Consider the following 26,280-nt stretch of genomic DNA (forward strand, 5'->3'; position numbering starts at 1 on the left):
CGTCATCCTCCCTGCATGACCGGCGCGAAACCGTCGCCGAACAGGCGCAGCATCGCGGCGATACCGAGGTAGAGCAGGAACATGCCGCCCATGATCAGATAGGGCTGCGAGATGAAGTAGATCGGTATCTGCGGCGCAAGCTTGTTGACCATGCCGATCGCGACGTTGAACAGCAGGCCGTAGATGAGGAAAGGGCTCGCGAGCCGCAACATGATCATGAAGGTCTGCGCGAGCGAATCCGTCAGCGTGATCAACACGCCCTGCGGATCAAAGGCGGTACCGATCGGCATGGCCTGATAGGACTGGACGATTGCCTCGATCATCACATGATGGAAATCGAGCATGAAGAGGACCATCAACCCCGCGAAGCTGATCAAGCTGGTCATCTGGTTTTCCGGCGTATCTTCAATCACGTCCGACGATGGCGGCGAAGCGAAACCGATCAACATGGTGATCGCCGTGCCGGCAAACTGCAGCCCGAGGACGTAATAACGGGCAACAAGGCCCATGACCGCGCCGACGGCCGTCTCGGCGGCGATCAGGTAGATGTAACTGTGCCCCTTGCCGGTGACCTCAGGATATATGTCCGTCCACATGATGGGCAGGATCGCCATGGAAATCGCCACGGCGATGAACAGGCGCACCTGCATCGGGATACGCGCACTCGAAAACCCGGGCATGATCATGATGCAACCGCCGATCCGGCAAAAGGCCGCAAACAGCGCCAGCACCGTGCCCTCCGGGTCGGTGATCATGAAATGGAGCCGATGATCTTGATCTCGAGGCCCTTGGCAAGCTCGACATGCGAGAGCACGGGCAAGGTGGCAAAGAGACGTTCGATGATCATGCGCACATATGAGCGAGATTCGGGCGAACTTACCAGCACGAAGGGCATACCGCGATCGAGATGTTCACGGATAACTTTGGTCGCCTGCTCGCTGAACTCTTCCAGATGCCGCGGATCGATGTCGAACTCGACGACTTCGCCTTTGGCGTCGCGCTTCAGCGCCTGGTGGAAGACCATGTCCCATTTGTTGCCAAGCCGCAGAACACGCAGGATACCGTTGTCGGCAAGGTCACCGCACAGCTGCTGCGACATGCGCACGCGCACATGCTCGACGATCTGCTCGGTCTTGCGCACATGCGGCGCAAGTTCAGCGACCGCTTCGAGGATCAGGTGCAGGTTGCGGATCGAGACGCGCTCGGCAAGCAGCAGCTTCAATACCGCCTGCAAGCCCGAATAGGACATGTGCGAGGTGCAGATTTCGTCGGCGAGCTTGCGGTATTCCGGATCCAGCCGCTCGATCAGCACCTTCACGTCCTTATAGGAAAGCAGGTGCGGCAGGTTGTTGCGGATGACTTCGCTCAAGTGCGTCAGCACCACCGAGACGTTGTCGATCGGGTGGAAGCCCTCGCGCTTCAGGTCTTCGGTGAAGGTCTCGAGGATCGAGACCGCCGGCATGCCGAAGGCGGGTTCGCGGATCTCGTCGCCCGGCACACTCGGCCGGCGGCCGCCGCCGGTCACCACCAGGACTTCACCGACGCGCACGGTGTTGGAGGCGATCGTCGTGCCGTGAATGCGGATATGATACGCCTTGTCGGGGATGCTGATATCGTCCGAAACCTTGATTTCCGGAATGACGAGGCCGTACTGGCCAGCAAATTTGCGGCGCATCTTGCCGACGCGGAACGCCAGTTCCTGGTGCGCACCCAGCAGTCTGGTCGAAACCTGCTTGCCGAGCAGAAGCTCGATCTCGGCGGTCTTCAGCACCGACTTGACCGAATCCTGCTCGCCTTCCTTGGTCTGCTGGACCTTGGCCGCTTCCTCAGCGCGTCGTGCTGCATTGGCCGCCTCGATCTGGCGCGGCACGAGCCAGCTCAGGAACGCCATGCCGCCGCCGAGAACGGCAAAGGGCAGGAACGGCAGGCCGGGAACGACCGACAGCAGGATGATGAGACCGGAGGCAACCATCAGCGCCTTCGGATAACCGCCGAGCTGGCCGACGACGGCCTGGTCGGTCGAGCCGGCGGTGCCACCACGCGAAACCAGAAGGCCCGCAGCCAGCGAAACGATCAGGGCCGGGATCTGCGAGACGAGGCCGTCGCCGACCGACAGCTTGACGAAGACGTCGGCCGCTTCGCCGATCGGCATGCCGTGACGCAGATAACCGATGATGATGCCGCCGAAGATGTTGATCGCGGTGATGATCAGGCCGGCGATGGCATCGCCGCGGACGAACTTCGAAGCACCGTCCATGGCGCCGTAGAAGGAGCTTTCCTCTTCGAGTTCGCGGCGACGGCGCTGCGCTTCCTTCTCGTCGATCAGACCCGCCGACAGGTCGGCGTCGATCGACATCTGCTTGCCGGGGATCGCATCGAGGGTGAAGCGCGCGCCGACTTCGGCGATACGCGTCGCACCCTTGGTGATGACAATGAAGTTCACGGTGATGAGGATCAGGAAGACGATCAGACCGATGACGAAGTCGCCGGACATGACGAGGCTGGCAAAGCCGGAGATGACGCCGCCGGCGGCGCCGTGCCCCTCATGGCCGTGCGAAAGGATGACGCGCGTCGTGGCGATGTTCAGCGCCAGGCGCACCATGGTCGAAATCAGGAGGATGGTCGGGAACGAGGAGAACTCGAGCGGGCGCTGGATCCACAGCGAGACCATCAGGATCAGCACGGAAAAGGCGATCGAGAAGGCCAGGCCCATATCGATCAGAAACGGCGGGATCGGCAGGAAGAGGATCGACAGGATCATCACGATCCCGAGCGCGAAGCCGACGTCCCGGCCCTTCGGTGCCACTTTCGGGATGATCAGCGCTGCTTGTTGTGCCATGTCTCGTCCGTCTCATCATGAGAACAAGGCAGCATTCACACGCGCTGCCCCAATGTAGTGACGGAGATAACGGCCCAAGCTTGCGCGAGGGTTTCACGACGCAAAGGCGGGATGTCCTAGGGGGCGCCCGACGCAGCCGACGGGATCAGAATCCGGACTGGATGCGCGAGAAGATGATGTCCGTGAAGATCGAGATCTGGGCGCCGATGAACGGCGCCGAAACGGCAACCGTGATCATGACGGCGAGGATCTTCGGGACGAAGGTCAGGGTCATTTCCTGTACCTGGGTCAGCGCCTGAATGAAGGCTATGACGACGCCGACGACCATGGCGGCGAGAACGGCGGGGCCCGAGGCCACGATCACGGTCCAGATCGCGGCCTGCACAATATCGAGGGCATCCGCCTCATTCATGGATGTGTCACTTCACCTTGACGCCCGGGCCGATAACAAGCTCCTTGCCGTTATCGAGCACCGCAATGATTCCGTCAGAGTATAGTTTCACTTCCTTAACCACGCCAGTGGTCTTGCCGTCTTCGCTGGTGACAGTGCGTCCGATCACCGCGTCGGCTTCGCTCAGCGACGTGCGCTGCAGCAGGCTTTCGAGGTTCTTGTTGGTCTTGATCGTCTGCTCCACCTGCGAGAAGGTCGCGAGCTGGGCAATCTGCTGCGTCGCGTCCATCGGCTGGGTCGGATCCTGGTTCTTCATCTGGGCGACGAGCAGCTTCAGAAAACTCTCGTAATTCAGTGAAGCCTTCGCCGCATCGCCGCCGGAATCCTGGCCGGAAACGATCGGGGTGTAGCTGTTGTTGCTGACGCCGCCTACCGCCATGGTGCGATCTCCTTGCGAATCTGCTCGACCGTAGCCGGCGTGATTTCCTGGGTGTTGAGGATGCGGTCTTCGATCGGGTAGAGGCCACGGATCGCCTTCAGCGCCTCGAAGGCGCGGCCGTTGGTGACGAGACCGTCGACGCGCTTCAACTCGGCCAGAACCTCTTCGTTCTTGAAGCAGTTCAAGAGCATGACGATCGACTTGCGGAACATGGCGGTCGACTGTTCCGCACCTTCCGGATTGATGAGGATCATCTGCGCGATGAAGTAGAGTTGCTTCAGCGGCGTGGTTGCGTCTTCCGGCTGCAGCACGTGGTTTTCCAGAAGGAAGGTCACGTCGTTCAGAAACTCGACTGCCACCTTGCGGTCTACGCGAAGCACCGCGCCGTTTACAAAGATCCGTTCGCCCGACTTCAGCGAAATACGCAGTGTGCTCTTCATTTCAGTCCATCCCTGATGATGGTGGTAATGTCAATTATGCCCTGGAAGTTGGAGGATTCGCGTTTGCGGATCTTCTCCGTCTCGTTGAGTATCCAGATGGCGATCGAAATCAGATTGGCGCGCAGCTCTTCGTTGAGCTGGTTCTCCGGAGCGCGCAGATCCTCGATGAAACGGATCCAGACGCGCCGGGTGAAGTAGATGGCCTCGATGGCCTCTCTCGAATACCCTTTCTGCTGTTTCGCTGCTTCCATGAGCGCGATCGAGCGATCGAGTACCTGCCGTTCTCGATTCTTGGAGTCGGCGACGCCGTCCTCCATGATCTCGGCATAGGAAAATTGGTACATTCAGACATCCTTCATGTTTGTCCGGTTCCCCCCATCTTAGAGGAAATTGAGCAAGCTCATCTGCTGTAGTCGCGAGGTTAGTGTATAGGACGTTTCCAATTGCACCTTTAGCGTGTTGATCCGGGTCGATGTCTCGATCGGATCGACGCCTTCGATATCGGCGACATGCGTGTTGACGAGCTTGAGCTGTGCATCGATGGAGGTGTTGGCCTTCTTGACGCGCGCTTCGGAGATACCGAGCGAGCTGCGCTCCGCGTTGAGGCCGGCAATGCCCTGTTCCACGTAGTCGAGTGCAGCGACGCCAATGGCCGAGCGCACCTCGGGCGTGACGTTCTTGTCCATCAGTTCGGCCGAGATCACGCTTGCCAGCGCGAACATCCGGAAGCCCTTGGTGTTGGCATTGGTCGAGCTCTCGATGACTTCGCTGGCGCTGATCCGGCTCGTCATGTTCTGGCTCGAAGCGTCGGACCAGTTGGCGTCCCAACCGGTGCCGGTGAACATCGGCTCGACCGTGTTCTTGATGAAGTCCTGCATCTGGGTGACGGAGAACTGTTCCATTCCGGTCAGCGGCGGCACCTGCGCTGCCATGAAGGTCGAAAGCGCATTGTCGAAGGCCGTCTTGGCAGCGGACGGCGGCGTCGTGGCGTAGTCGGCGATCGGCTTGGCATCGGTGTTGATGCCGGAGAACAGGAATTCGCCGTTGAACGAGGTATTGGCTGCCGCGGTAAAGGTCTGCAGCGCGCCCATGATCTCGGTTTTCTGGATCTTGAGCTGGGTCGCAGCGTCATTGCCCTTGTAGGTGACGAGCGTGTCACGCACCTTCTCGGCGGCTTTTGCCATCGTCTCAAGCGCACCCTGCGAGCCGGACAGGCGCTGGGTGACGACCGAGTTTGTGCTCTTCATCGAATTCAAGCGGTCCAGCTCGCGCTGAAGGTTGAGCGAGCGCGAAGCCGTCGCGCCGAGCGCCAGACCAACGTCATAGTGCCGACCGGTCGTCTGTTCCTGGGTCAGTTTCAGCAGTTCCGTCTGGTTCTGCTGGATCGTCAAGCGCATCGCGCTTTGGATCGCCAGATTAGAAACGTAGGACGTCTTCATGATTACCTCACGGCTTCCATAAGGGCTGCCATCATGGCATCCACAGTACTGACCAGCTTGGCCGATGCTTTGTAGGATTGTTCGAGATCAAGCAGCAGCGACAGTTCTTCGTCGATGCTGACACCCGTCTGCTTGCTGAGCGCTTCCTGGGTGCGCGACAGCATCGCCTGCTTGTTGTCGTCGGCGGTCGAGGCTGTCTTGCGGGTCTGCTCGAGCCAGCCCACCGAACCGGTCGCAAAATTCAACAGGCTGCTGGTCCCATCAAGACCGGTCGAGGGATCGAACGACATGTTCTCGCCCATCTTGTTGATGAAGCCGTCGATGAGAGCGGTATAGCCAGGGCTCGGATTGGCTGCCCCACCCGGGTTCGAGACCACGCCGTTGAAGCCACCATCGCGCAGCAGCAGCGGGTTGGCCTTGGCCATCGCGTTGACAGTGATCTTGGCCGCAAGGCCCGGAACCACGACGCCTGCTGCCGGGATGCCAGCGCTGCCCCAGGTAAACAGACCCGGCTGATAGGGGATCGGCGGCACACCCGAGGGGTTGCCTTCCTTGAAGAGCTCGACCAGACCGCGGGCGATTTCGTCGAGCTGCGACTGGAACTTCGGCGCGATATCGTCGCGCAGTTGCACGAGGCTCGCGAGCTTGCCCTTGGCCGTGGTGTCGGCACCGGTTCCGGCGGCAATCGGCACGCCGTCGACGAAAATCTTGTTGCCGGTGACGGTGGCGTCATAGGTCGTCGTCGGCGCGAAGGTGACCTGGCGCGGGATGTTCTCGAACAGCACCGTACCGTCAGTGGTGAAGATCACCATGTCGTTGTTGCCGCGCGTGGTGGTGGAGATACCGATGATCTCCGACACCTGCTTCAGGATCTTGTCGCGCTCGTCGAGCGCGTCGCTGGCATCACCCCCGAGGGCGGTTGCCGACTTGACGGCATTGTTGGCCCTCTCGAAATCGGCCAACAGGCTGTTCAGCTTGCCAACTTCGATCGCGATCTCCTTGTCGGCATCTTCGCGCAGATCCTGCACCGTGGTGGAGGTCTTGTTGAGCGAGTCGGCGAGATCCTGTGCGTCCGAGACGGCCGTCGCCGCGATCGTCTTGTTGCCGGGCGTTGCAGCCAGGGTCTGCAGGCTGTTGCGGAAATCGGACAGGAGCTTCGACGGCGCGGTCTCGTAGTCGTTGCCACCAAGCGCTGACTTCAGCAGTTCCAGGCCATCGCGAAGCCGGGCCTGGCCCGAGGCTTCGCCGATGCTGGCGATGTTCTGCTTGAGCAACGCTTCGTTTTGCGCCCGGTAGATGGATACGACCTGCGCGCCGTTCGGCGTGCTGCCGAGGAGAGCGAGACGACGCGAATAATCCGCATTGCCCGCATTCGCGATGTTCTTCGACACGATCGCGGTCTGCTGCGCCGTGTTGCTGAAGGCTTGCTGTGCGATGGATATTGCGGAGGACAGCGACATGACGCGGGCCGTATCTCTTTCAATTACCGTTTCAGATTGACGAGCACGTCAAGCAGGTCCGAGGCCGTCTGGAACACCTTGGAGTTTGCCGTGTAGTTGCGCTGCGCCTCGATCATCGAGGTCAGTTCGTTGGCGATGTCGACGTTGGAGTTCTCGAGCGCCTTGGACTGGATGTTGCCGAATGCGCCGGAGCCGGCAAAGCCGGTGACGATGACGCCGGAATCAGTGCCCTGCGAGTAGACGTTGCCGGACTGCGGCAGAAGCTTGTCCGGGCTCTGCACGGTGGCAAGCGCGATGCGGAACTTCGGGATGAGGTTGCCGTCGCCGTACTTGACGTAAACGATGCCTTCCTTGTCGATCTCGAATCCCGACATCTTGCTCGGCTTCGAACCGTCGATGCCGCCGCCGCTGCTGGTGAAGTCGCCACCGAGCTGCGTCGTCTTGGTCGTGTCGATCGTCAGCGCGCTCAGGTTGGCGCCGGTACCGGGAAGACCGGTCATTGCGGTCGTCGTCAGCGTTGCAGGGACGGCGCCGATGCGCGTTCCGGCCGCGTCGAACGTCATGGTCTGCGTGCCGATGTTGGTGCCCGACGCGCGATCGACGACATTCAGGCTCCAGGCATTCGTGCCCGTTTTCGTGTAGGTGAAATCGAGAATTCGAGTGTTGCCCTGCGTATCGTAAACGACCAGCGAGGTCTTCGACTGATCGCCGACAGCAGCGCCCGAGGGGAGGTTTGCCTCCATCGCGCCCTTGGTCGAGCCGGAAGCGACCAGGCCTTCATCCTTGAGCTTGACTTCGGTGAGACCGTCGAAGCCGTTGACGACGACCGTCGGATCGGCGCCGGCCTTGTACTCGTAACCCATCAGCTTGAAGCCAGCGGTATTGACGAGGTTGCCGTCCTTGTCCGGAACGAAGGAGCCAGCACGCGTCAGGAAATTCTCGCCGCCAGCGCCCTGGACGATGAAGAAGCCGCCGCCATTGATCGCAAGGTCACTTGCCGACGTCGTGTAGCTGGTGCCGCCCTGCTGGGAGATGCTGTAGCGTACCTGCGTCTCGACGCCGCCGGAATTGTAGTTGCCGCCGCCCGAGGGAAGGATCATCGACGAAAACTCGGTGGAGGCGCGCTTGTAGCCCGTCGTGTTCGCGTTCGCGATGTTTTCAGCGACCGTGCCGAGACGGTTGGACTGGGCGTTCATACCGGACACGCCCGTTCTCATGCTGCCATAGAGACTCATATCGGATCCTCATTTCCTTGTTACGGCGACACTAGGAAGCGGGCCTTGCGTGAACCTGTCTTGGTTCGGCGCCCGCTCGACCGCGCGGCGCTTAGTTCCAGTCGATGCAGTAGCCAAGGAAACGCTTGGAATCGATCGGGTCGAAGCCGAGCTTCTTGCGCAGCTTCTTGCGCAGCTTGCTGATGTGGCTCTCAACGACGTTTTCCTCGACGTCCTCGTCGAAAATTCCGTAAATCGCATTGAAGATCTGCGACTTGGAGACGCGGCGGCCACGGTTTGCAACCAAGTATTCGAGAATGCGCCGCTCGCGGCGTGGCAGGGCAAAGACCTCGCCGTTGATCTCCGGGTCACGGCCGTCGGCAAAGACGCGGATCGGGCCGATGTCGGTGAAATTGGCGATCGCCTTCAGGCGCCGGCGGATCGCGGCGACGCGGGCGAGGATCTCGCGGGGGTGAACCGGCTTGCGCACGACGTCATCGACGCCGCAGTCGAAGAGTGCCAGGGTGTTTTCAAGGGAAGGCGTGTCGCTGACGGCAATCACCGGCGCCATCGACCGGTCGCGGATCGCCCGCGGCAGCGTGAAGGTGGTGTCGCCCTGGCCGATCAGGAAAGCTTCGACGGCGTCGATATCCGAATCGGCGGCCGCATTTACCCACTCCCCGAACTCCCGGGGATCGAACCCCGTCGAGGGAATACCTTCACGCCCGAAGAGGGACGCGTACCCGTCCTTCACCAGCTCTCTTTCATCAACCACTACGATCATTCGCCCGCCTCCGAATCAGTATGGCTCCGCACTGATCGAGAGGTACGAATCGAGGGATTCATGAACAACTAGAGGAAGTTACTGGGTGGAATTAATAATTGATTAACCATGTTTCGCCGATTTGATCTATATCTAGTAGCACTCTTCGAAGAGACATACTAAAATAATGTGGAAAAGTTAACGGACCACGACAAAAGCGCTTGCCGTCACAATGTCCGCGCATTGTCGCCACAATGCGGCAAGTGACTCATAAAAACAATCAAGGGTTGCTTACTGACAGAACTGCGTGGCGTTCGGCGTCCACTTGCCGTAGCCCGTCGCGACGAGATTCGCGATCACCCGGCAGACATATTTCTTCTGAGCCGGATCGTTGTTCGGCCCGGCATGATAGCGGGCGACGGCCATTGTCCAAGTCTCATGCTTGGCGTGCAGATTGGCCAGGAAGCGCGCGGCATATTCGACATTCTTCTGCGGGTCAAGCATCTCGGCCGGCGAGTTGAAATGCTCGCCGTGGAAGTAGTAGTTGACCTGCATGCAGCCGAGGTCGATGAGCTTGGCACCCTGCGCCCGAGCGTTGCTGAAACGGGCAAGAACGTCCTGCTCGCTGCTGCCGAAATAGGCCTTGCCCTCGATGTTCATGGCATAGGGCTGAAGCGAACCCTTTCGCCCGGTCTCGGTCAGCCCGACGGAATAGAGGATCCCGGCGGGGATGTTGTACTTCGCCGCGGCGTTGACGATTTCACGTTCACACACGCCGGCGCTGGCAAAGGCACTACATGTAGACGTGACCAGTACGAGCGCGCTCAGTGCCGGCAGTCGCATCGTCCGTCCCGCCATTGCCACCCCACCTTTCCGTCATCGACGCCTGACCGCCGTCCCGTTGCTGCTGACGGCCCTGCTGGCCGTTGCCGTCGGCGCGCTCGCGTCCCTGCTGACCGGCCTGCGCCTGTGCCTGCGAGCCGTTGCCGGTCGACGCATCGCCGCCCGAATTGAACACGATGTTCACCTGGTCGACGGCAAAACCTTGCGCCCGCAGCGCCTTGACCATTTCGCCCTGGTCGTCGCGCAGCTGCCGGAACGCATCGCCGGTCTCGACCTTCAGCTCGACCTGTAACTCATCGTCCTTCAGCCGCAACGTCGCGGTCACCAGGCCAAGCTCGATCGGATGAAGCTGGATCTTCAGCGTGTTCAGCGTCTTGCCGGCCTGCGTCCAGGCGCCCGGCTGGGCGAGTGCTGCGCTCGGCTGCAGGGATTGGGTCGCAGCCTCGCCCGCGATCGCATCGGTCACCGCGCTCGAATTCGCATTCATGGCGATACCGAGGTACCGTCGCGCCTCCAGCACCGTGACATTCTCGACCTTGGAGGAAGTCTGCTGGCGGCTGCTGTCGAATGTGGCCTCGCCGTCCCTGGACAGGCTCATGGAGATGTTCTGTCCCTTGCCATCGGCACGGGCGAAGCGGAAGAGCCGATCGGGCTCGCCTTCGCCCGACGGAACATCCGCCTTGCCGGCCTGTTCCCCGCTCGCGCCCGAGGCGCCGATGCCGGTGCCCTGGCCACCCGCCGCGTTCTGGTCGGCAGCAGAAGCCACGCCGCCCCGTGCGATTGCGGGCGTCTGACCCCCGCCAAGCAGCGTCAGCAGATCATCCATTTCGCTTCTGGGCGTCGCCTCGGCACCCTCGCCGCCATTGCTTGCGTCGAGCTCGTCCGCGGCCTCGGCCTGGCCGCTTGCCGAAACCTTGGAAAGACCCTTCGAAAGGGCCACGATGCGCTCGGCAAGCCCTTCCTGATCTACCGGGTCGGCAGAACTGCTTCGTTCTTTGCCCGCCTTCGTCGTATCGATCTTGCTCTCAGCCAGGCGGTGTGCGTTGACCTCCCGCCCGAGCGCCGGGAGTTGCCCGTTGGCCCGTTCGGCAAATGACGTCTCGCCCTGGGTGATGGCGGCCAGGCGCTGGGCCACTCCATGGGCCTTGCGGACCATCGTCTTGGCTATGTTGTCCCTGTCGATCATGTCGCCTGTTCCCGGGTCATCGCCGGCCTCGCCGCCGCCCGCACCGGCCTGATCATTGCCCTTCTGGCGCCCGGCATTCGCGACCGCGTCCTCGAACGCGCCTCCCAAAAGCCCGCCAGCCTGATCCTTGCTGCCGGCGCGTCCGTTGCCCATGCCGGCAGGAGCCGGAGGCAAACCGCGCAGGCTGTCATCAAGAGCCCTCATTACTGTCCCCCCTTCAGGAGAGCATCGATCTCTTCGAGCTTCGACCTCCCCTTTGCCACGAACCCGTCATGTTCGGGATCGCTGGCTGCGCCAGTGTCGGCTTCCGCCACACTCGCCGCTGCAGCCACTGGGGTCTGCGCGCTGCCGAAGGGGCTCATGCCGCTGCCTGTCTCCGTTTCCTCGGCCGAGGCATCCGTCTCGACCGGTCTATCGGATTTAGACGCGAACGCTTGCGTGAGGCTTTCACCGTCTGGTGGCCTGACGACCGCATCTGCAACCGCCTTTGCCGCGTCGCGCAAGGCACGATCGCGCACGGAAAGCTCTGTGTCCGGTATCGCCGTAATGCTTGCGGTTGCGGCGAACACATCATTGGAGGGAACGGCCGCCAGTCCCGCGTAGAAGCCGGCGAGGACCTTGGGCTGCGCTGCGCCGTCGGCGCCAAGCGCCTCGGCCCGCTGCGAAGCAAGCTTCGCCAGGGGCTGCTTGCCAGCAATGGCCGCACGGCGCGCGACACGCAGATAGACCTCGCGCTGGCGCGGTGCGTCCATGAAGCCGAGGATCTCGGATATGCGCTCCTGTGCCGCCCCATCGAAATGCGCGACCGCCAGTTCAACAAAGACGTCGGCAAACTGGCTGGCATAGGGAGACGTCAGGTAGCGGCGCGCATAGGTCAGCGCATAGTGGAAGCCCTTGTCCGGATCGTTTGCCTGCACGGCAAGGAAGACCGAACGGCGCAATGCCGCCTCTTCGATGATCGTGCCGGGAGCCGTCAGGCGGGCCCAATCATAATACTTCATCGCCGCAACTGGATCCTGCTGCGACATCGCGTTTCCGAGAATGAGATAGAGATACGGTCCTATCCGGGCGTTGCGGTATTCCGGGGCAGCGTCGGACAGGTTTTCGACGATCAATCCGCCCTTGCCGTTCAGATATTGGCGCAGCGCCTCCGTGATGCGGGAATCGAAGTTGCCGGCCACGTCATGGTCCGAGAGATACTTCAGCGTCTCCGGGTTGCCCCCGCTCATGGCATAGACAAGCGCCGCGTCGACGTTGCGCGGATCACGAAATACCGATGCATCGGCACTACGCAACCGCTTGTCGATTGCCCCGAGCATGAAGCGCTGCATCTCGATGGCGGAGTGATCGCCAAGCACGACGGAGTCCTGCACATATTGCAGCGACCTGATCATCTTGAAGGGCGCGAGTTCCTCAACGTCCTCTGCCCTCGCGGCCCCGGCGCCAAGCGGGGCTGCGAGTACGCAGCAGGTCATCAGGATGGATCGCAGGCGTCTCAGCATGGCGACTAACCCGGGGCCGATTGCAGCAGGATCTCGATGCGCCGGTTGCCCGGGGCATAGGCATCCCCTGGGATCTGCAGCCGCCGGTCGGCAAAGCCGCTGATCTGGCTGACACGATCCTCCTTGAGCCCGCCGCGAACGAGCATGTAGTAGGCGCTCTGGGCACGTGCGGCCGACAGCCGCCAGTTGTCGTAGGTGCCGTCCTTGAAGGGGCGACCATCGGTATGACCGCGGATCGCGATCGCGCCCTGTCGGGCGGCGAGCAGCCGGCCGATCTTCTCCATGGCCACGACGAGTTCCTTCTGCGGCACAGCCGAGCCGATGGCAAACATCTGGGCGTCGGTGCGCTCGCTGATCGTCACCATGAGGCCACCCTCGGCCGGCGTCACCACCAGCCCTTCAGCGAGCTGGCCCGCCTCGCCGGCCAGTTGCTTCTTGAGTTCGGCCTGAAGGTCGGCGGCCTGCTTCTCAGCGTCTGCCGGTGCAGTCTCGGCCTTCTGCTGACCGTCGGCTCCAGTGTTGGCTTCAGCGGCAGACTTTGCCGCCGCCTCGGCGGCCTTGTCCGTGCCTTCGTCCTCGGTCTTCGCCTTGCCCTCGACCACCGGCGTCGCCCCCGCCGGCATCGTCGTCTTGGCGGCGAGAGCAACCTCGCTTTCGGTTACGTTGCCTGCGTCCTTCACCTCGACCTGCTTCGTCCAGAAGTCCGGATCGAAGGGATCGCGATAGGCTTCGCCGCCATCTGCGCCGGTCGCCGGGCCGGACTGTGCCGCTCCGCCCTCGCCCTTGACGCTGATATTGGCCTGCTGGCCCACTTCGCGGGCGATTTCCGAAAGCACCGAATAGGGGTTCTCGAAGAAATCGGCGTCGGAATACTTGGTTTCCTCTCCGGAGGTCGCTGTCAGTTGGTCACCGGTCTTGGCCGAGCCGCCGGACTTCTCCTGCTCGCCATCGACCTTGGAGCGCTGCTGCGTCTCCTCACCCTGAGCATCCTTGGCCGGATCCTTCAGGCCGCGCTCGGCCGGCTTCTGATCGGTCAATTGCACCGGGTTGAAATAGGAGGCAATCGCCGCCTTGGTTTCCTCATTGGCCGCATTGATCAGCCACATGACGAGGAAGAAGGCCATCATCGCCGTCATGAAGTCGGCATAGGCGATCTTCCACGAGCCGCCGTGATGGCCGTCGTGGCCGCCGTTGTGGCGCTTGACGATGATGATCTCGTGCTTGCCGTTGTGATGGTTTTCGTCGCTCATGCGAGAACTTTCCGGACTGTGTCGGCCCAGGCGGCCATGCGCGTCACCAGGATCGTGCCGTCCACCTCGACGGAAAGATCAACATCGTCGGTTTCGACGTGGCGGAACAACGGCATGTCCTCCCCGAGCTGGCTCTTCAGCGCCTCGAAGAGATGACCGGGCCCCTTGACGACGACGGTGCATCCCTCGCCGGCCACGAGGCCCTGTTTCAGCATTTGCGCCATGTCGGCAACGGCGCGCTGCAGGAGGGCGTCCTCCATGACCGGCGCAAGAACGCGAGCCGTCTGGTCGCCGAGCGCGATCGCGAGGCTGTCTGCCATCTCGGCGAAACGCTCTGCAAGGCGACTGGCGGCTTCCTCTTCGAAACGCCGTGTCAGGGCCTCGAGTTCAGCGGCATGGGCTGCCTGAAGATCGGTGATCTGACGCTCGTGCTCGAAGACAAGCTCGGCAGTGGCCTCGGCACGGCCTTCGGCAAAGGCTCGCCGGCGCTCCGCATCGATATCGATTTCCGGCATGACAGGCCTCGTGCCGTGGCGTTCGCCGGCGGAGTAGTCGGTATCCAGATCGGCAAAGTATTTTGGCGGCATCAGCGACAGCTCGACCTTCGGCGCGCTGAAGTCCTTGAGATAGCGGGAGAGCATTGCACTCATGGCCGGCCCTCTGCAGCGGACCTGTGCCAACGTGGCGATCCCTGTCTGCCTGAGAGGCTGCGCCCCTTGGCGCGGACTTCCATTGCTCCTGGCACTGCTGACATGTCTCCCTCGGGTTCGATCGTCGATGACGGCAAACCCAGCATTCTTGACGTACATCGGCGTCATGCGAACCGGTGGTCATCCGGGCGAAACCAATGCAGGCGGCGGCGCAAGATTCATTTTGGCCGGCAGTCATCCGACAGGACTGCGAGGGAAGGCTATTCGGTCAAACTTGTGCGAAAATGAAGGTGTTGGACCGCGCCAGGGCAATTAGCGCGGTCCAACCGTTTCCACCGGGTGCCGTGACCGACGACGTGGCAGAACTCAACTCTCACCCGCGTTCCGGGTGAATGGAAGCGTTCCGGCAGCGCGCGACCGGGCGGCCGCGCCCTGCCCTCGCGCCTTACTGCTGGAACAGGCGCAGGATGTTTTCAGAATTCGTGTTGGCGATCGAGAGCGCCTGGATGCCGAGCTGCTGTTGCGTCTGCAGAGCCTTGAGCCGCGTCGATTCCTCATTCATGTCGGCGTCGACGAGACGGCCCACACCCTTGTCGATCGTATCCATCAGGTTGGCGATGAAGCTTTCCTGCATGTCGATGCGCTTGGTAATGGCGCCGAGCGTCGAGCCGGCATCGGTCAGTTGGTTGAGGATGTGGTCGACGACGCGAATCATGTCGTCCATCTGCGCGTCGGTGGTCGCGGTGGTCAGCTTGACCTCCGCCGACGTTCCCGTGGTTGCGCCGATCAAATGGAAGATTCTGACGCCCGTTGTTCCGGTCGGTGATGTGAGCAGAGCAGCATCATAGCTTCTGGTCAGAATGCCGCGGCTCGCATTGGCCGTATCGATCAGCATCGACTGGGACGTGTCGAAGTCGAGCGTGGTCACGGACACATTGCCGTTGGCATCGCGGTTGAACGATGCGACCACCGACTTGGTGCCGACCGAGGCCGTGTTGGCATTGTAGAGCCAGTTCTCGCTGGAGAACGATGCCGACTGAGCGGCGGCCACCAGCTGGTTCTTGAGTTCGGTGATTTCCTTGTCGATTTTCAGCTTGTCGACGCCGGGTTCGCGGGCAGCGACCAGCTTGCGCTTGATCTCGCTGACGACGTCGATCGACGAGTTCATCGCGGCGTAGGCTGTATCGATCTTGGCGGCGCCGAGGCCGAGCGCATCCTGGACGGTCGAAAGCGCGGCGTTGTCGGATCGCATGGTGGTCGCGATCGACCAGTAGGCGGCGTTGTCTGCGGCGGTTTGCACCCGGTAACCCGACGAAATCCGGTCCTGGACCTCAGCCATGTTGGTGTTGATCGAGCGCAATGTCTGAAGGGCCGCCATGGCGGCGGTATTGGTCATGATGCTGGTCATTGGTCACCTGCCCCGAATGAATTTCTAAGGACATTCCGGAGTGCGGTACCGGCAGCGATGGGACTGGCATCATGCGAATCGCCCCTGTTTTGCCCTGGAGGCGACCCTTCGCTCTTAACCAATGTGTAACGATTGCATGGTTAACAAATGGTTAACGGCGTTAGGAAGTCAGTAACAATGGTGAACAAAAGTAAGGAATATGGACGAATAGTTAAGGCACAAACACCAACAAGCCGCAGCTTCACCGAAAGCCGAAAAGCCATCGGCGAACCAAGAAGCCGCACGACCCTTGCGGATCGTGCGGCCCAAACGTCTCTAGCTGATGCAACAAGCGAGTGCGCCGCTCGTCGCTTTCTGTCCGTTTACTGACGGAACAGCGAGAGGATGTTCTGCGAGTTCGAGTTGGCGATCGTGAGCGCCTGGATGCCGAGCTGCTGCTGCGTCTGCAGGGCCTTCAGGCGGGTCGATTCCTCGTTCATGTCGGCATCGACAAGGCGACCAACGCCCTTCTCGATCGAGTCCGAAAGGTCCTGAACGAAGTTCTTCTGCAGTTCGACGCGGCTGTTGAGCGCACCGAGATCGGCGGCAGCGTCGGTCATCTGCAGGAGCGTCGCGTCGACGCCGGAAATCGCGGCTGCGAGCGCGCCGACCGTCATGTTGGTGATGTCCATCGACAGGACGCTGATGCTCATCGTCGTCGTCGCGCCGGTTGCGTCCTTGTACTCCATGTAGCTGGAGAGCAGGCCCGTGCCGTTGGTGACGTTGGCGCCGGCGGTATCGACCTGGATCAGCGAACTCTTGTTCGTGTCGAACTGCAGCGTCGTCAGGCTGACGTTGCCCTTGTTGTCGCGGTTGAACGAACCGACGATCGACTTGGTGGCAGCCGTGTTGTTGGCGTCGTTGTAGATCCAGTTTTCACCAGAGAACGAAGCCGACTTGGCGATGCTGATCAGCTGGCTCTGCAACTCCTTGATTTCCTTCTGGATCTTGCTCTTGTCGACGCCCGGCTCGCTGGCGGCAACGAGCTTCTTCTTGATTTCGTCGACAACGTCCTTGGAGTTTTCCATCGCCGTGTAGGCAACGTCGGTCTTGGCAGCGCCGAGGCCGAGGGCATCTTCGACGGTCGAGAGCGCCTTGTTGTCCGAACGCATGGTGGTCGCGATCGACCAGTAAGCGGCGTTGTCAGCAGCGGAGCCAACACGCAGGCCCGACGAGACGCGGTCCTGGGTGGTTTCCATCGAGGAGTTGATCGAACGCAGGGTGGAAAGAGCCGCCATTGCGGCGGTGTTCGTCATGATGCTTGTCATTGGCTGAGTGCCCCTCGTTGGCAAAGTGGAAGGAAAAGGGACATTCCGGGATTACCGGGAAACGGCGGTCAGCCTCATGCTTGTTAACGTTGATTAACCCGCCGTTTCGTTGGCGACAGAAAACACCATCATGGTTAACGAAGCCTAAAGCGCGTCGATTTTTTCACGTAAACCGCTGCAATCACCCATTACAGCGCCGCGCGTCTTTTAAGACGCGCTAAGGACGCTGCAACACTTTAAAGTTGCTGCGTAATCCTACCCTTAAATCGATTCCGGTTTAAGGAATCATGCAGTAAAAAACCGCGCCTCTTGCGAAGCGCGGTTCTGATTTTCTGTCGTGTGGCGCGGACTTTCGACCCGCGCCGCCTGGCGCCCGGTTAACGGAACAGCGAGAGGATGTTCTGCGAGTTCGAGTTGGCGATCGAGAGCGCCTGGATGCCGAGCTGCTGCTGCGTCTGCAGGGCCTTCAGGCGGGTCGACTCTTCGTTCATGTCGGCGTCGACGAGCTTGCCGATGCCCTTCTCGATCGAGTCCGAGAGGTCCTGAACGAAGTTCTTCTGCAGCTCGACGCGGCTGTTGAGCGCACCGAGGTCGGCGGCAGCGTCGGTCATCTGCAGCAGCGTTGCGTCGACGCCCTTGATGGCATTAGCCAGCGCGCCAACGGTCATGTTGGTGATGTCCATCGACAGAACGCTGATGCTCATCGTCGTCGTCGCGCCGGTAGCGTCCTTGTACTCCATGTAGCTGGAGAGCAGGCCCGTACCGTTGGTGACGTTGGCGCCGGCGGTATCGACTTCGATCAGCGAGCTCTTGTTCGTGTCGAACTGCAGCGTCGTCAGGCTGACATTGCCCTGGGCGTCGCGGTTGAACGAACCGACGATCGACTTGGTGGCAGCCGTGTTGTTGGCGTCGTTGTAGACCCAGTTTTCGCCGGAGAACGAAGCCGACTTGGAAATGCTGATCAGCTGGTTCTGCAGCTCCTTGATTTCCTTCTGGATCTTGCTCTTGTCGACGCCCGGCTCGCTGGCAGCAACCAGCTTCTTCTTGATCTCGTCAACAACGTCCTTGGAGTTTTCCATCGCCGTGTAGGCAACGTCGGTCTTGGCAGCGCCGAGGCCGAGGGCGTCTTCGACGGTACCAAGAGCCTTGTTGTCCGAACGCATGGTGGTTGCGATCGACCAGTAAGCGGCGTTGTCGGCAGCGGAGCCGACGCGCAGGCCCGACGAGACGCGGTCCTGGGTGGTTTCCATCGAGGAGTTGATCGAACGCAGGGTGGAAAGAGCCGCCATTGCGGCGGTGTTCGTCATGATGCTGGTCATTGGCTGAGTGCCCCTTGGCAATACGAGTAAAAGGGACATTCCGGGATTACCCGGGAAGCAGCGGTCAGCCTCATGCCTGTTAACCCGTTAATGTTGTTGGTTAACCCGCTCCTTCGATGGACACAGCAAACACCACTGTGGTTAACGGCAGCCTAAGATGCAGCAACATTTTTCGAAACTGCTCGAGGCGCGCGAAACAGCGCAGCAAAAAACCGCGCCTCTTGCGAAGCGCGGTTCTGATTTTCTGTCGGTGGCGCACGCTTTGGACCTGCGCCGCCAGGCGCCCGATTAACGGAACAGCGACAGGATGTTCTGCGAGTTCGAGTTGGCGATCGAGAGCGCCTGGATGCCGAGCTGCTGCTGCGTCTGCAGGGCCTTCAGGCGGGTCGACTCTTCGTTCATGTCGGCGTCGACGAGCTTGCCGATGCCCTTCTCGATCGAGTCCGAGAGGTCCTGAACGAAGTTCTTCTGCAGCTCGACGCGGCTGTTGAGCGCACCGAGGTCGGAAGCGGCGTCGGTCATCTGCAGCAGCGTCGCGTCAACGCCCTTGATGGCATCCGCCAGCGCGCCAACGGTCATGTTGGTGATGTCCATCGACAGGACGCTGTAAGACGCGGTGACCGTCGAGCCGGTAGCGTCCTTGTACTCCATGTTGTTGGAGAGCAGGCCCGTGCCGTTCGTGACGTTGGCGCCGGCAGTGTCGACTTCGATCAGCGAGCTCTTGTTCGTGTCGAAGTTCAGCTGCGTCAGGCTGACGTTGCCCTTGTTGTCGCGGTTGAACGAACCGACGATCGACTTGGTGCCGGCCGCGTTGTTGGCGTCGTTGTAGACCCAGTTTTCGCCGGAGAACGAAGCCGACTTCGCGATGCTCACGAGCTGGTTCTGCAGCTCCTTGACTTCCTTCTGGATCTTGCTCTTGTCAACGCCCGGCTCGCTGGCGGCAACCAGCTTCTTCTTGATCTCGTCGACGACGTCCTTGGAGCTTTCCATGGCCGTGTAGGCAACGTCGGTCTTGGCAGCGCCGAGGCCGAGGGCGTCCTGAACCGTGGAGAGCGCCTTGTTGTCCGAACGCATGGTGGTCGCGATCGACCAGTAAGCGGCGTTGTCAGAAGCGGAGCCGACGCGCAGGCCCGACGAAACGCGGTCCTGGGTGGTTTCCATCTGGGAGTTGATCGAACGCAGGGTAGCAAGCGCGCCCATTGCGGCGGAGTTGGTCATGATGCTCGTCATTAGAGTGTCCCTTTATTACTTAAGACGATTTGGGGGACATACCGGACTTCACCGGTGATGGCGGATCGGCTTCATGCCTCTCGGTTCCAACGACTGTCTCGGAAGAAACCAAACCCGTCATGTGAGGCCGAATATCGAGCCCAATGCTTGCGAATTCCTTAAATGCCTGGGCAGCGCCAACGAGAGATAGTTTATACTTAACAAGGCTTTAAGTCGGTCTTCGCAGCGGCGGTCACCGCCCTTTCAATGGCGCTTGTTGACACAGGAACAGCGCCCACATCCGGCTCGCCAGTGTCATGCCTGAGGCAAGCTCCCGCCCCTACCATGCCTGCAAGACCTGCATTGCGGTATCCCGGCCTCCAGTCCGGATGCCTATTCGACGGAGCCCTCAGTGAACGCCCAAGCCATCTTCTCGTCCGCTTCCCGGCAATATCAGAAAGGCCAGTACACGGACGCGCTCGATCAGCTCAACATCCTGATGAACTTCAATCGGGACACCAAGACCTACGTGCTTCTCGCCAAGGTGTTGCTGAAGCTTGGCTTCAAGCCGGAGGCGGCCCGCGCCTTCCAGCTCGCTGGAGAAGGCGGCGGCTCGCGCGCGCAGGACTACCTCACCGAAGCGATGAAGCTCTATTTCGTCAACGGACACGAGGACGAGGCGCTCGCCATCGGACTGCCGCTTCTCGAGAAAGCCAAGACGGATCCGGAGATCGCCTTCATCATCGCCTCGATCTTTCTGAAACGCGACCAGAAAGAAATCCTCGGCCTGTTCAAGGCACCGCTATCGACGAGCGCCAATCGCCTGCATCAGGCACTGGCCTTCAAACTGCTGACCGCCGATGTCGGCGATTTGCAGGACCGCGACGCCGTCGCCAATCTCTTCAAGGCTCACCCCAAGAATACGACGTTGCGCTCCGCCTATCTCGTCTATGCCCGCGAAGCCAACGATTACGTGGAGGTCGAGAAACACGATCGCGACATTCAGAAAGCCCTCAAGCTCGGCCAGGAAGACATCCTCGCGGCGGAGGCGCCTTACTACCACGTGACCTGGTGCGGCGACGAAAGGCTGAACCGGATCGCCGGCGCGGTGTTTCGCGCCATCCCTCGCGAACAGGCAGAAGCCCGCCGCGCCTTGCCGCATGCGTGGGGTGAGCGCATCCGGATCGGCTATGTCTCGTCCGACCTCTGGCACGACCACGCGACAATGAAGCTGCTGTCCGCCGTGATGATGGCGCACGATCGCACGCGCTTCGACATTACCCTGTTCTGCCACACGGCTCCGGGCAATGTCGCCCGCGACAACGGCTCTCGCGAAAAATGGGGTCGGATCATCTCGATCGGCGATCTCACGGACGAACAGGCAGCCGAAGTCATCCGCGCCGAAAACATCGACATTCTCGTCGATCTGAAGGGCCACACGCTCGAAAGCCGGGTGACGATCTTCAACCAGAAAGCTGCTCCCATCCAGGTCAGCTGGCTCGGCTTCCCCGGGACCAACGTCAATATCGACCTCGATTACATCGTCGGCGACCCTTACGTTCTGCCCGATGGCAGCGAGGCGCACTATTACGAAAAATACTGCCGCCTGCCGGAAACCTACCAGCCGAATGATCCTTTCAGCCGACCGCGCCCGCAATCTTTGTCGCGCCGCCAGCTCGGCCTGCCCGAGGACGCCTTCGTCTTTGCGTCCTTCAACGCCAACCGCAAGATCTCGCTGCAGACGGTCAATCTGTGGGTCGATATCCTTCGCCAGACGCCAGGCAGCGTGCTGTGGCTGATGTGCAGCCGTCCCGATGCGCAGGCGAACCTGCTTGCCAAGTTCAAGAGCGCCGGCATCGATACCAAGCGGATCATCCTGTGCACTAAGGTTCTTTACCACGACCACATCAGCCGCATACCGGCAGCCGACATCGGCCTCGACACCTACCCCTATAACGGCCACACGACGACGTCCGAACAGCTCTGGGCCGGCCTGCCGGTGCTCACCTTCAAGGGCACCAACTTCGCCTCACGCGTGAGCGAGAGCCTGCTCAACGCTATCGGCGTGCCGGAACTTGTGGCGGAAGGGCCCGAGGACTACGTGCGTCAGGCCATTGCGCTCTACAACAACCGCGACACGATCGCAGACTATCGCAAAACGCTCGAGCAGAACCGGTTCCTCATGCCGCTGTTCGACGCTGAACGCTTCTGCCGTCACCTGGAGACCGGCTTCGAAATGATGGCTGACCGCGCTCGACGCGGACTGGCGCCGGAACATATCGATGTTCCGGCTCTGCCGCCACGCGCAGCTTCGTTCGAACACTAAGCGGCCGGCGATCACCCGCAAACGACAAAGGCAGCGCCGAGGCGCTGCCTTTTTTTTGTGCCGAGAGGGCGGCTGCGCCGCCTGCGCCAGGGCATTTCAGCGAACAGACCGGCGCGACGCCGGCCAAATTCGCATCCCTTCCGCTTTCAAGCGATCCGACGTGAAGCCTAGCTAAAAGAGCGCACCAGGCTGCCGACCAGCAGGTTCCAGCCATCGATCAGCACGAAGAACAGAATCTTGAACGGCAATGAGATCGCAGTCGGTGGCAGCATCATCATGCCCATGGCCATGGTGATGGTGGCGACGATGAGGTCGATCACCAGGAACGGCAACATGATCAGGAAGCCGATCTCGAAACCGCGACGAATTTCCGAGATCATGAAGGCCGGAACGACGGCGCGCAGGTCGACCTTGTCGTCGACAACGACGGTCTGGCCCTTTTCCTTGGCGATATCGATGAAGAGCTGCAGGTCCTTGTCGCGGGTGTTGGCGAGCATGAACTCCCGGAACGGCTCGGTCACCCGCGGGATCGCCTCGGTCTCGGTGATCTGGTTCTTGAGCAGCGGGTCGATGCCGTCGCGCCAGGCACGATCGAAGGTCGGTGCCATGACGTAGAAGGTCATGAACAGTGCCAGGGAAACCATGATCATGTTGGATGGCGTGGTCGCCAGGCCCATGCCGGTGCGCAGGATGGCAAAGGCGATCACGAAGCGCGGAAAGCTCGTGACCATGATCAGGATGCCGGGAGCCACCGACAGAACGGTCAAGAGACCGAAGGTACGGATGATCCACGAGGCGACCGAGCCGTCGACGGGCGTATTGAGGATTTCAGAGGGAAAACTCTGGGCGCCGGCAATACCGGACATCGCCATCATGGCGACTATAAAGGCGACAAGCCGGACCATTTACCGAATCATTGGATGACGAAGGTTCTAAACATCACATTGGTTACGCGTCCATCGGAGCGCAGGTCAACCCGCTCCTGGATGTCATCCCGGAGATATTGAAAGCCGCGCGGGCCCTGGATCTGCTGCAGCGAGACCGTCTTCATGTAGGCGGCGATGTCCTGGTGGATCTGCTCGGCCAGCTTGGGATCCGGCACGCCGTCAAACTGCAGCGCCAGCTCGAGGCGGATCCAGTTTTCCGAAGGATAGGCAAGGTTGGTGGTAATCGGCTCGAGCTGGACGACGCCGTTCGCCTCGGTCGCAACCTTCGGCACGCCCTCTTCACCGGTCGCGTTGGCGGCCGGCTCCTTGGTCGCTTCGACCTGTTCCTTCGGCGGAGGCGGCGCGAGCAGGCCGCCGACCAGCCAGCCGCCGCCGCCGGCGACAAGCGTCAGCACGGCGACGACCGCGATGGTCAGCACCTTCGACGGTGGCTTCGGGCTGGTGGCGGTGTCGAGTTCTTCCATCTTGCCGTTCCCTGCCGATCAGATCGGCGAAAATAGATCTATGAACTGCTGGCCATAGGGCGGCTGCTGCACTTCGGTCAGGCGACCGCGGCCGCCGTAGGAGATGCGCGCCTCGGCGATGCGGTCGTAGGAGATAACGTTGTCGGCATCGACGTCCCGCGGCCGGACGATACCGGCAACGTTGAGGATGCGCAGTTCGTGGTTGACGCGAACTTCCTGCGAGCCGCTGATCAACAGGTTGCCGTTTTCGAGAACCCCGGTGACAACGGCGGCGACGAGCACCCGCAGTTTTTCCGAGCGCTCTGTCGTGCCGTCACCTTCGGTCTTGGTGTTCGAGCCATATTTCAGCTCGCCTTCCCAGCCAAAATCGCTGACCTCCGACTTGCCGTTGGCGCCGACGTTGAAGCCGCTCGAATTCTTGCGGCTGCGATCGGTCTTGTTGTCGAAAGTCGCGCCTTCGTTGATCTTGATGTCGACCGTCAGGATGTCGCCGACATTGATGGCGCGCGCGTCCTTGAACAGAGCCGCCTGTTGATCGTTCCACAGCGAATAGCCGTTGACCACCTGGCGCGGCTGCTTCGGGTAGGCCGCAAGCTGCGGCGTCTGGGAATATTGCAGACCGCTGCCGATGGGGCTCATCGCCGGCGCGCGGCCGATCTCGTTCAACGCCTGGTTCTGACATCCCGCAAGGAGGGCGGCCCCGGTCAGCATGGCCGTTAGACGCATTTTCATGATGGTTCCTTCGAGGTGTTCGGGTCACTCGCGCTCGAGATGATGTTGGTCAGGACTGCCGCCTTTTCGTCTGCCATCTCGCTGAGGATCAGCGAGGACTGGCGCGGTGGCAGCTGCATCATGATGGCCGCGGCAATCTCCGGCCTGACCATTTCGAGCTTGCCGGCGGCGGCATCCGGCTTCATCGTCTTGTAGATATCGACAAGCCCGAGTTCCGCCTGCTTGAGGAAATCGTTGCGGCGTTTCAGCCAGTCTTCATATTCCGCCCGCCGCTTTTCGAGCGTCGCGATGCGCTCATCGATGCTGGCCTGCAGGGTCTCGAGGTCCTTGCGTTGCAGCACGTAGCGCTGGTCTCGCGCCGCATCGGCGATGTTGGTGCAGAACTGCTGGATCTCGTTCTGGGTCGCATCGCTTGCCGGCGGCGCGGTGACATCCTGGGCAAAGGCGCCCGGAATCGTGAGCATCGAGGCCGTGGCGATAGCCGCAGCCAAGAGATTGCGAACCTTGCCGGAAGTCTTGATCGTTGTCGTCATTGCAGCACAAGCTCCGCCTGAAGGGCTCCCGCCGATTTGATGCTCTGCAGGATGGCGATGATGCCATCCGGCTTGACGCCGATGTTGTTGAGGCCGGCGACGAGCGATCGCAGGCTCGATCCGTTAAGGATCGCCACCGTACCGCCGTCGGACTGGGCGTTGATCGTTGTGTTCGGTTCCATCGCCGTCTGCCCGCGGGCGAACGGCAGCGGCTGAACCACGGTCGGCGTCTCGCTGACTTCGACCGTCAGCGTGCCGTAGCTCACCGCCACTTCGTTGACCCGGACATCCTGGCCGATCACGATCGTACCGGTGCGCTCGTTGATGACCACGCGCGCAGGCACGTCGGTCTCGATGACCAGGTTCTCGATATCGGCCATGAGCCGGGCGAGGTCCGCCATCTTCGGCTTTTCGACGAGAACCGACTGGGAATCGCGCGCCTCGGCGATGCGACCGCCATATTGCTGGGCCGCATACTTGTTGATGGCCGCTGCCATGCCGACGGCGGTGGAGAAGTCCGGGTTGCGCAGTTGCAGCACCAGGTTGAAGCCGTCCTTGAACTTGGCCGGCAGTTCCCGTTCGATGATCGCGCCGTTCGGCACGCGCCCCGCCGTCGTGATCCCCTGGTTGAGGGTCGCGGCGTCGCCCTGAGCGGAGAACCCCGTGACGACCACCGACCCTTGCGCGACCGCGTAGATCTGACCGTCGGCGCCGGAGAGCGACGTCATGACCAGCGTGCCGCCCCGAAGCGAAGTGCTGTCGCCGAGCGATCCGACGGTGACGTCGACGCGGCTGCCGGGGCTTGCGAAGGGCGGCAGCGTTGCCGTCACCAGCACCGCCGCGACGTTCTTCGTGCGAGAATCGCCGCCCTGCGTGGAGATGCCGAGATTCTGCAGCATCGCCCGGATCGACTGATCCGTGAACGGTGACGCGCGAAGGTTGTCGCCGGTGCCCTGGAGGCCGACGACGAGACCGTAACCGATCAGCTGGTTGTCGCGACCGGCCTGGAGTGAGGCTACGTCTTTGATCCTGGACGCGCCAAAGGCCGGTGTCAGTGCCATGGAGAACACTGCAGCCATCGTCAGGAACCATTTGCAGGCAAGCATTTTCATTTCGCCACCACGTGGATAGTGCCGTCAGCCATCACCGTTCCGGAAACGATGACGCCCGTGTCGATATTGCGGACCCGGATCAACTCGCCGACGGCGGCATCCTGGAGCGGCGATCCGGCGGCGCTGATGGTCAGGCCGCCATTGCTGAAGACGAGTCGGACGCTAGAGCCGCGCTCGACCGCATATTGTTCGCGAAGCGCGCTGACGAGAATGACCCGGCCCGGCAGGAGGGTGCGTTTCGTGACCTTGCCGTCGATCTCGTTCAGGGTTCGGACGTAGCCGTCCGCAAGATCGGGATTGGTGACGTCGACCACCTCGACACGGCTCGGATCGAGCGTTTCGCCGGGATAGATGGTCTGCGTCGGGATCACAGCCGTCATCCGTTCCGCAAAAGCCGGGGAAGGCAACAGGCAGGCGGCGCTCAGCAGCGCGCCAACCGCCAGCCGAAGCGGTGCGCCTCGGCTCTTCCATGCCTTGATGTGTGCGGATCGGCGAAACGTCATGTTT

At 61.4% G+C, this 26,280-nt stretch carries 27 protein-coding genes; 2 read left to right on the plus strand and 25 right to left on the minus strand.

Going from position 1 to position 26,280, the window contains the following annotated elements; all coding sequences use genetic code 11:
- Positions 1-2 precede the first annotated feature (2 nt).
- From fliR to MKZ91_RS07895, 18 genes are all read right to left on the minus strand, one after another.
- Positions 3-755, minus strand: coding sequence for a flagellar biosynthetic protein FliR (fliR, locus tag MKZ91_RS07810; protein ID WP_336169723.1), 753 nt, complete (start codon positions 753-755; stop codon positions 3-5).
- Complete coding sequence (gene flhA / locus MKZ91_RS07815; protein WP_336169725.1) at positions 752-2,839, minus strand: flagellar biosynthesis protein FlhA; 2,088 nt, start codon at positions 2,837-2,839, stop codon at positions 752-754. The genes fliR and flhA overlap by 4 nt, the downstream gene beginning before the upstream one ends.
- 145 nt (positions 2,840-2,984) lie before the next feature.
- Positions 2,985-3,251, minus strand: a complete 267-nt coding sequence (gene fliQ / locus MKZ91_RS07820) for a flagellar biosynthesis protein FliQ (protein ID WP_034800750.1) — start codon at positions 3,249-3,251, stop codon at positions 2,985-2,987.
- Between the two features lie 7 nt (positions 3,252-3,258).
- Entirely contained in the window at positions 3,259-3,669 is a 411-nt protein-coding gene (gene flgD / locus MKZ91_RS07825) for a flagellar hook assembly protein FlgD (RefSeq protein WP_336169729.1), read from the minus strand.
- Positions 3,660-4,109, minus strand: a complete 450-nt coding sequence (flbT, locus tag MKZ91_RS07830) for a flagellar biosynthesis repressor FlbT (protein ID WP_173515618.1) — start codon at positions 4,107-4,109, stop codon at positions 3,660-3,662. Before flbT ends, flgD begins: the two co-directional genes overlap by 10 nt.
- Positions 4,106-4,453: a flagellar biosynthesis regulator FlaF gene (gene flaF / locus MKZ91_RS07835; protein WP_336169734.1), complete on the minus strand. Its 348-nt coding sequence runs from the start codon at positions 4,451-4,453 to the stop codon at positions 4,106-4,108. Before flaF ends, flbT begins: the two co-directional genes overlap by 4 nt.
- Positions 4,454-4,489: 36 nt before the next feature.
- On the minus strand, positions 4,490-5,548 hold the full coding sequence (locus tag MKZ91_RS07840; RefSeq protein ID WP_336169735.1) for a flagellar hook-associated family protein: 1,059 nt from the start codon (positions 5,546-5,548) through the stop codon (positions 4,490-4,492).
- Between the two features lie 2 nt (positions 5,549-5,550).
- Positions 5,551-7,008 carry a flagellar hook-associated protein FlgK gene (gene flgK, locus MKZ91_RS07845; protein ID WP_336169737.1) on the minus strand — a complete coding sequence of 486 codons (1,458 nt, stop codon included), beginning with the start codon at positions 7,006-7,008 and terminating at the stop codon, positions 5,551-5,553.
- Positions 7,009-7,031: 23 nt separating this feature from the next.
- A complete protein-coding gene (locus MKZ91_RS07850; protein ID WP_336169739.1) occupies positions 7,032-8,243 on the minus strand; it encodes a flagellar hook protein FlgE in 1,212 nt (403 codons plus the stop codon).
- A gap of 91 nt (positions 8,244-8,334) precedes the next feature.
- Positions 8,335-9,006 (minus strand): transcriptional activator Rem, encoded by a 672-nt coding sequence (gene rem, locus MKZ91_RS07855; protein ID WP_336169740.1) that lies wholly within the window; start codon positions 9,004-9,006, stop codon positions 8,335-8,337.
- A gap of 270 nt (positions 9,007-9,276) precedes the next feature.
- A complete protein-coding gene (locus MKZ91_RS07860; RefSeq protein WP_336169741.1) occupies positions 9,277-9,828 on the minus strand; it encodes a lytic transglycosylase domain-containing protein in 552 nt (183 codons plus the stop codon).
- Positions 9,779-11,218, minus strand: coding sequence for a flagellar hook-length control protein FliK (gene fliK / locus MKZ91_RS07865; RefSeq protein ID WP_336169743.1), 1,440 nt, complete (start codon positions 11,216-11,218; stop codon positions 9,779-9,781). The genes MKZ91_RS07860 and fliK overlap by 50 nt, the downstream gene beginning before the upstream one ends.
- Positions 11,218-12,516, minus strand: coding sequence for a chemotaxis protein MotC (motC, locus tag MKZ91_RS07870; RefSeq protein WP_336169744.1), 1,299 nt, complete (start codon positions 12,514-12,516; stop codon positions 11,218-11,220). Before motC ends, fliK begins: the two co-directional genes overlap by 1 nt.
- A 5-nt stretch (positions 12,517-12,521) precedes the next feature.
- The gene (locus MKZ91_RS07875; protein ID WP_336169746.1) at positions 12,522-13,766 is read right to left on the minus strand and encodes a MotB family protein; all 1,245 of its coding nucleotides are present in this window, start codon (positions 13,764-13,766) and stop codon (positions 12,522-12,524) included.
- Positions 13,763-14,416: a hypothetical protein gene (locus MKZ91_RS07880; protein WP_336169748.1), complete on the minus strand. Its 654-nt coding sequence runs from the start codon at positions 14,414-14,416 to the stop codon at positions 13,763-13,765. The genes MKZ91_RS07875 and MKZ91_RS07880 overlap by 4 nt, the downstream gene beginning before the upstream one ends.
- Positions 14,417-14,861: 445 nt before the next feature.
- On the minus strand, positions 14,862-15,824 hold the full coding sequence (locus tag MKZ91_RS07885) for a flagellin N-terminal helical domain-containing protein (RefSeq protein ID WP_336169750.1): 963 nt from the start codon (positions 15,822-15,824) through the stop codon (positions 14,862-14,864).
- Between the two features lie 362 nt (positions 15,825-16,186).
- Positions 16,187-17,131: a flagellin N-terminal helical domain-containing protein gene (locus MKZ91_RS07890; RefSeq protein WP_336169752.1), complete on the minus strand. Its 945-nt coding sequence runs from the start codon at positions 17,129-17,131 to the stop codon at positions 16,187-16,189.
- Positions 17,132-17,508: 377 nt separating this feature from the next.
- Positions 17,509-18,450, minus strand: a complete 942-nt coding sequence (locus tag MKZ91_RS07895; protein WP_336169754.1) for a flagellin N-terminal helical domain-containing protein — start codon at positions 18,448-18,450, stop codon at positions 17,509-17,511.
- Positions 18,451-18,607: 157 nt separating this feature from the next.
- On the opposite strand from MKZ91_RS07895, the gene MKZ91_RS07900 reads away from it, so the two are divergent.
- Complete coding sequence (locus MKZ91_RS07900; RefSeq protein WP_336169756.1) at positions 18,608-18,742, plus strand: hypothetical protein; 135 nt, start codon at positions 18,608-18,610, stop codon at positions 18,740-18,742.
- Here the strand turns inward: MKZ91_RS07900 and MKZ91_RS07905 are convergent.
- Positions 18,739-19,680, minus strand: coding sequence for a flagellin N-terminal helical domain-containing protein (locus MKZ91_RS07905; protein ID WP_336169757.1), 942 nt, complete (start codon positions 19,678-19,680; stop codon positions 18,739-18,741). The two genes, MKZ91_RS07900 and MKZ91_RS07905, sit on opposite strands and share 4 nt — an antisense overlap.
- A 391-nt stretch (positions 19,681-20,071) precedes the next feature.
- Between MKZ91_RS07905 and MKZ91_RS07910 the strand changes: the two genes are divergently transcribed.
- Positions 20,072-21,985 carry an O-linked N-acetylglucosamine transferase, SPINDLY family protein gene (locus tag MKZ91_RS07910; protein ID WP_336169758.1) on the plus strand — a complete coding sequence of 638 codons (1,914 nt, stop codon included), beginning with the start codon at positions 20,072-20,074 and terminating at the stop codon, positions 21,983-21,985.
- A gap of 167 nt (positions 21,986-22,152) precedes the next feature.
- Here the strand turns inward: MKZ91_RS07910 and fliP are convergent, their stop codons facing one another.
- The 6 genes from fliP to flgA all read right to left on the minus strand — a co-directional run bounded on the left by fliP (position 22,153) and on the right by flgA (position 26,276).
- A complete protein-coding gene (gene fliP / locus MKZ91_RS07915) occupies positions 22,153-22,890 on the minus strand; it encodes a flagellar type III secretion system pore protein FliP (protein WP_336169759.1) in 738 nt (245 codons plus the stop codon).
- 8 nt (positions 22,891-22,898) lie between these two features.
- Positions 22,899-23,396 (minus strand): flagellar basal body-associated FliL family protein, encoded by a 498-nt coding sequence (locus MKZ91_RS07920; RefSeq protein WP_336169762.1) that lies wholly within the window; start codon positions 23,394-23,396, stop codon positions 22,899-22,901.
- A gap of 18 nt (positions 23,397-23,414) precedes the next feature.
- Complete coding sequence (gene flgH, locus MKZ91_RS07925; protein WP_336169764.1) at positions 23,415-24,128, minus strand: flagellar basal body L-ring protein FlgH; 714 nt, start codon at positions 24,126-24,128, stop codon at positions 23,415-23,417.
- Positions 24,125-24,592, minus strand: a complete 468-nt coding sequence (locus MKZ91_RS07930) for a MotE family protein (protein WP_442892221.1) — start codon at positions 24,590-24,592, stop codon at positions 24,125-24,127. The genes flgH and MKZ91_RS07930 overlap by 4 nt, the downstream gene beginning before the upstream one ends.
- A gap of 65 nt (positions 24,593-24,657) precedes the next feature.
- Positions 24,658-25,773 (minus strand): flagellar basal body P-ring protein FlgI, encoded by a 1,116-nt coding sequence (locus tag MKZ91_RS07935; protein ID WP_336169768.1) that lies wholly within the window; start codon positions 25,771-25,773, stop codon positions 24,658-24,660.
- On the minus strand, positions 25,770-26,276 hold the full coding sequence (gene flgA, locus MKZ91_RS07940) for a flagellar basal body P-ring formation chaperone FlgA (protein WP_336169770.1): 507 nt from the start codon (positions 26,274-26,276) through the stop codon (positions 25,770-25,772). The genes MKZ91_RS07935 and flgA overlap by 4 nt, the downstream gene beginning before the upstream one ends.
- Positions 26,277-26,280: the final 4 nt, after the last annotated feature.

The organism is Ensifer sp. MJa1 (assembly GCF_037026475.1).
GTDB lineage: Bacteria > Pseudomonadota > Alphaproteobacteria > Rhizobiales > Rhizobiaceae > Ensifer.